The organism is Bartonella rattaustraliani AUST/NH4 (genome assembly GCF_000312565.1).
Taxonomy (GTDB): domain Bacteria; phylum Pseudomonadota; class Alphaproteobacteria; order Rhizobiales; family Rhizobiaceae; genus Bartonella; species Bartonella rattaustraliani.
The window spans coordinates 1-5,699 of the sequence record NZ_CALW02000029.1 but is presented as its reverse complement, the minus strand read 5'-3'; the positions used below and the strand labels follow the sequence as shown (position 1 = coordinate 5,699).

Here is a 5,699-nt window from a genome sequence, read left to right as displayed (position 1 = left end):
TTATTAGCAACATGAGATTATATGTTTAAGAGAATAAGCGTTTAAAATTATTATAACGCCATAGGTTTCAATTGATTAGGGATATAAAAGAATTTTGAGAAAATATCAGTTTTATAGGTTTTTTTGAAAATTAAGAAAATAATAGTAGGAATTTTAAAAATCTGTGTTGTGAATGTGAAATAAGAAATGTTCGTAGGTTCGTGCGCATTGAATAAATGAGATCAACAGGGAAAGCGTGTTTTATTGTAATGAAATTTTACAAACACTGATTTTATATATTTTTATCTATATCTTTCATCACGATAATAATTTTTTCTTTTTTGCATCAAATATTCATGAGAAAAAATAATTAAAAATAAGGTGAGAGCAATAAGCATCTTATGTGTGATTTGGTTTTCATCTGAGGGTGTTATCTGTTAATTTTTTTCTTTTTTATTCGTGAGGCGTGTAGAAAATGCACTGGAGAAACAAGGGTAAAAGAGGATATTAAAAAGCCGTAACAAACTGTTACGACTTTTGTTGTTTGTGTGATGTTATTGTGTATTAAATGATTTTTGATTTAGAAAAAATTGGATCATAAAAGATTTCAGAGAGCTTTTTATCTTTTAAGAACAAGATCACGTCAACTGTGGTATAAAGAACAATTTTTATCATTTCTAAATCGAGTTGGCGGCCAATCTCTGATCTTTTAATCAATGTGGCACATCGTTCAAATGTCTGCAAAGCGCTATTGGCGTGGGTTGTTGTAATGGATCCTGGATGTCCAGTGTTTAGTGAGTTAAGATATTCCCATGCCTCATTTCCTCGTAATTCAGCGAGAAAAATGCGATCAGGCGATTGACGCATACATGCATCTAAACATTCATCAGCTGAAACACGACCAGCACCATTACCATAAATCATATGTACATGATTGGGATGATTGGGAAGAAAAAGCTCATGAACATCCTCAATTGTGATAATACGCTCCTCTACAGGGACCTTTTCAATTAAGGAGCGAGCGAATGTCGTTTTACCTGAACCCGTTTTTCCTGCAATGATAATGTTGCGTTTGTGAAGTATACATTCTTCCAAAAACTCAAGAATTTTTCCATCATGTTTGTATTGCAGAAGTTGAACTTCAAATGGTTCTAGTCTGGTAAAATCTTGCTTCAATAACAAATCAGCTGCTTCTTTTGCCGAAGGTTTATTGAAACTGACATCAGCAAAACTACCAAATGCTCCTTCTTTGTTGAATTCTTCTAGCGTTTTAACGGTAAGGGAATGTTTTCGAATTACAAAGGATAGTGCGCCATCGGTAACAGCTGGTGGTTGTATAATTGTACCACGTTGTCCGCCAGGCAAATTCACATAATTAATACTTTTGGGAGCCATACCATTATAAACGATAACGGCCGTAATTAACGTTTGCAAAAAATTAGTTGTTAATTCTGGTGCGCTATGTGCCTGCCAACCCTTCGAGCTCTTTGTCCATATTTCACAGGGGCGGCAAATCGATAATTCAGTAATTTGTGGATCTTCTAAGAAACGATCAAGCGGTTGTAGAAGTTGTGCAACAACTTGATCTTTCTGTATTTGATTAACGTTTAACGAGGCTGTAGACATCACTGAAATCCAAATCACGAGCAATCAAAATATTTATTCTTTCACCTTGGTTTTTATAAAGTGTTGGCGGAATGTTGATTGAATTTTGAAGAACTTCGGCTACCACTTTCTCTGCATCATGCGGATTTTGAGGCTGTGGATTTTCCTTGTCTTCTTTATCTTTTTTGTTTCTTTGCCAAACTTTACCTTTTACCCATTCTCCTAAATCACTGATAACGCTAATCATGATTGCACCACCAAATCGTTGCCAAAAATGTGTATCAACCCAACCACCAATACCAGCTTCACCAAGAGGACCAGTGCTAGGAGAGTCAAGATTAATGATAACACCAGAAGGTGTTTCAACACGTGACCATTGTACGAAAACACGCGCTTGTCCTTGTTGTACAGCACCTTGATAGAAACCGATAACTTTAGAACCACGATCGAGCAAGACAACACGACCACTTGTAGAATAAACGTCACGCGTTAAATGGCATGTTGTCATTCCCGGCTGTGATGTGACAATCTTTGTTTCTAGTACGCAATCTATTTGTGTTCCTTGCGTAATCAAGAGATCACGATTATGCAGTTGAGCTGCGCGCGACTGCGCTAATCGCACCGGTTGGAGGTGATCAAATAACACACCATTATTTTTATCACTTTCAGATGTATTATTTTTTGAATTTACTGTCGTGCTATCACCACCACCGTTATTAAGACTTGAACTTAACATACGCTTACGTGTCAATTCCTCAGAATCCTTGAGCAGATTTGGCGGGAGCGTTGTTTGAAGAAGTTTTGTCCAAGCTTGTGGGAGCTCTGATGTCGAATCTTCAGTTTGTGTTGTTTTTTCTTCTTCTACAATTGCGGGCTCTATAATACGAGGTGTATAGCTTGGTATAACTTGTTGCACTGTCTGTTGAGGTTTTTCCTCCTCAACATCTACGGCTTTACGCATTTTTAAAGCTTTCCATGTGAGAGTAATTGGTATCGCTATTACGACAACGAGTCCTACTATTAACAATGCGCGTGCTCCAGGAATTGTCGGACGGCGTTCCGAACCTAATTCAGAGCTACCATAAGCACTTTCGATACCACTCTGCTCAGAGTGGTCTAGCTTTTTATCTTTTTCAATCCCATCTCCTTTCCGTCTGTCAAACATCATTTTCCTCCTTTATTGATGCGGTGGATCACCGGTGATACTGTTCCAGTTGTATTGGGTATACCATTGGGATCGTAGGCCTCATTGAAAACGGCTAAAGCACGTTTGCCAAGCCGTATAAGCCATTTAGGATTGACTTTGTGAACGGCAATAATATCATTAGAACTGCCGATAACAGTACGTGGTATGAGGCTTTCATTGCCTTCAGAATCGACTAAATAAATTGATGGCATATCCATGTTGGCAGGAAATTTGAAATAGGTAATACGCCCATTGTCCCAAGCATTTATTGGAGCAATATCTTTGTTGCCACTCATAGTATAGCTAAGATTATAACCTTTTGCGCTTAGACGAAAACCTTGCTCAATAACAAGACGTTGATCATTTTCTTCTGAATGTTGGGTATTGGTATCGGGATAATGGAAAGCGAGTTCATAGGTCGCTCCAGCACGGTCATTTCGAAACTGTAGTCGAAATTTATAGCTACGTTTGTCGGTAACAACGATGAGATTTGTATTAGCAAGTTCCGCTTTGGGTTTAATAAAGATATGCCGCCCGTTATGTGCAAAAGCATAAGCATCTGCATCACCAAAAGCGTGCGTGACATACTGTTCACCTTCTTCAAGGATGATATGTGTTGCTACTCCAAGAACGGTTTCGATCTGAACCACATCAGCTACGTTATATGTTACATAGCGAATGCGATGATCGTATTGTGAATTGGATGGGGTTTTAAGTGCTTGCACGGGTATTGTATAAAGAAAGGCAAATGAGGAGAGAAGAGTAACAAACGCAAGTTTTTTCATAATAATCAATTCCTCAATCGTTCAAAAGGACTTCCGAATCAGTACGGTAACTCGTGACTTGGAAACCAAGGGGGTTAAGCAATCGAGCAGATAGTTTCATTGGTCCATCAACATAAGTGTAGCCAATCGTTGCGATTTGATGTTGTTTAGGCCCAACTGTACCGTTGCTATCATGTTGTTGTGTTGTAAAACGTACAGTCGCTTGACCAAATCCATTTGGCTGGATTGACCGTACCTTAACCGTGATACGTGTTTTGTTAGAAAGCACTTTATCACGCGCAGTTTCACCTTCATAAATTTTGTAAAATTCTTGTTGAACATCTGGTGCACTTAAAAGCGTTGTCGTATCATAGCTCAACTGAATGGTATCATAGTCATAAGCTTCACGGTTAAGCACATATTGATTGAGCCAATATCTATCTACAACTTCACCATAACTGGTTTCGTGTTCGCGCATCACTTCGACGACATCGACTGCGCCAGTTGTGTTATCAACGCGTAGTACTAAAGGCGTTGGAGCTGGTTGGAGAAATCCGATAATTCCACACACCATGCCGAACAATCCAAAAATACCAACAGCAGTTGCTACACGCCACGCTGCCTTACGCGATTTCACAAATTCATTGATGAGTTCTCGTTCCAAACCTCTACTTTCCTCATAATAACTGTTAAGTTGTTCGGCTTTTACAGATTTATGTTTTCTCATATTTCTCCTCGCTGAATTTCGGCAGGGATTGTTTTATTAATAGGGACACGGTTCCAATTGCTTGGTTGTTTTGGCTTTGGAGCGAATGCACAAGCCGATAAAAGACATACAATCAAAATCATAAAAATGACGTGTTTCATTTTAACATTTCTCTTTTTCAATCAGCGAATACTATTTATCATTTTTTTATTGATATTTCAATTTTGATTAGAAAATATATTGCGTATAATTGTATTTATTTTTTAATTTATTATTTACAGAGATATTCATTTATTGTCTTGGCATTAAATATGATAAGAATCGTATAGCTCAAGATGTGTGTTATACACTGCTCATTTTACCGCACTGTTGAATTTTTATTATTTCGTTGTGTGGTTATTACGAGAATTGTCTAGCTTCCACAGATGCCCAAAGGTAATGCCCTTTGCTAAGGAGCTTGCAACATTTGCGAGTTTGAGCAACAGCATGATTGAGATAATGGCTAAGATGAGCGCGCCACCAAGAGCGTAACCTACATTTTGCTGGCCATCAAACTTTAAGTCAGACACGTAATTTGCAAAGATGTTCATCATGAGACTAAATACGGTGGCTAGGAGTAGGGTAAGAATTGTATAGCTGAGAATCTGGGTTATCCATTGTTCGAAAAAGCGATATGTTGGTTGCCAGAGCAAAGCCATGATGAAGAGTGGTCCTAGCCCCGCGAGGAGTACAAGAGCGATTTTTGTTAGCAGAATGAATGCACCACCGATTGCAGCCAAGAAGCTTGTTGCAAGCAAAATAAGGATACCAAAGAGACCATAAAGGATTCCATCAGCATCTAAGAAAGCAGCTTCTTCAAAAGCTTTGCTTGCACATTCGAACCCCTTTTCAGCGACTGTGTCAATTAAGCTATTTAATTTGGTGCCTGTTATTGTATTTTTTAGCAACGTTGTGAGCAAATCATTCGGTATATCCGTTATAAGTTGTGTGATTTCTGGTTGATAAAGTCCTGTAGTGAGTGCCATTGAAGTAATAATAGTTATTCGCAGGCAACGGTTCAGAAATGCAGCAACTGGCATATCGACAGCGCCACGAATAATGAGCCATCCATAGGTGATGAAAGCGATGGTAAGACCAACTGACACGAAAGGTGTAATTGTAGCAATTGCTTTTGAGGAAATATCTGTAACATATGATTTTGTTACATCATCAACTGCATTGAAAAGTTGCGTGAACATTTTGAAGTTCATGGCATTCCTCTTTAGCGTTTTTTAGTGTTCATTGTTTTTGAAACATAAAGATTGCTGTACGTTATATTTGGCCTTTATGTAATCTACCCAAGCGTTGTTCAGGAAGATTTTTGGATTTAGTCAGATGTCCCATGCGCTTCTTTTAAGTGTTGAACCACAATGAACATGGTGTAATAACCTTACATTCCCACCTGTAGAAAAAATAACTT

At 38.3% G+C, this 5,699-nt stretch carries 6 protein-coding genes; all 6 read right to left on the bottom strand.

Going from position 1 to position 5,699, the window contains the following annotated elements; genetic code table 11:
- Nucleotides 1–543 precede the first annotated feature (543 nt).
- A complete protein-coding gene (virB11, locus tag BN67_RS04420) occupies nt 544–1,608 on the bottom strand; it encodes a P-type DNA transfer ATPase VirB11 (protein WP_019222936.1) in 1,065 nt (354 codons plus the stop codon).
- The gene (gene virB10 / locus BN67_RS04415) at nt 1,580–2,749 is read right to left on the bottom strand and encodes a type IV secretion system protein VirB10 (protein ID WP_019222935.1); all 1,170 of its coding nucleotides are present in this window, start codon (nt 2,747–2,749) and stop codon (nt 1,580–1,582) included. Before virB10 ends, virB11 begins: the two co-directional genes overlap by 29 nt.
- Nucleotides 2,749–3,555 carry a P-type conjugative transfer protein VirB9 gene (gene virB9, locus BN67_RS04410; RefSeq protein WP_019222934.1) on the bottom strand — a complete coding sequence of 269 codons (807 nt, stop codon included), beginning with the start codon at nt 3,553–3,555 and terminating at the stop codon, nt 2,749–2,751. The genes virB10 and virB9 overlap by 1 nt, the downstream gene beginning before the upstream one ends.
- A gap of 13 nt (nt 3,556–3,568) precedes the next feature.
- Nucleotides 3,569–4,261 carry a VirB8 family type IV secretion system protein gene (locus tag BN67_RS04405; protein WP_019222933.1) on the bottom strand — a complete coding sequence of 231 codons (693 nt, stop codon included), beginning with the start codon at nt 4,259–4,261 and terminating at the stop codon, nt 3,569–3,571.
- Nucleotides 4,258–4,401, bottom strand: a complete 144-nt coding sequence (locus tag BN67_RS11580; RefSeq protein ID WP_019222932.1) for a hypothetical protein — start codon at nt 4,399–4,401, stop codon at nt 4,258–4,260. Before BN67_RS11580 ends, BN67_RS04405 begins: the two co-directional genes overlap by 4 nt.
- Before the next feature lie 219 nt (nt 4,402–4,620).
- Nucleotides 4,621–5,490: a TrbL/VirB6 family protein gene (locus BN67_RS04395; protein ID WP_019222931.1), complete on the bottom strand. Its 870-nt coding sequence runs from the start codon at nt 5,488–5,490 to the stop codon at nt 4,621–4,623.
- Nucleotides 5,491–5,699: the final 209 nt, after the last annotated feature.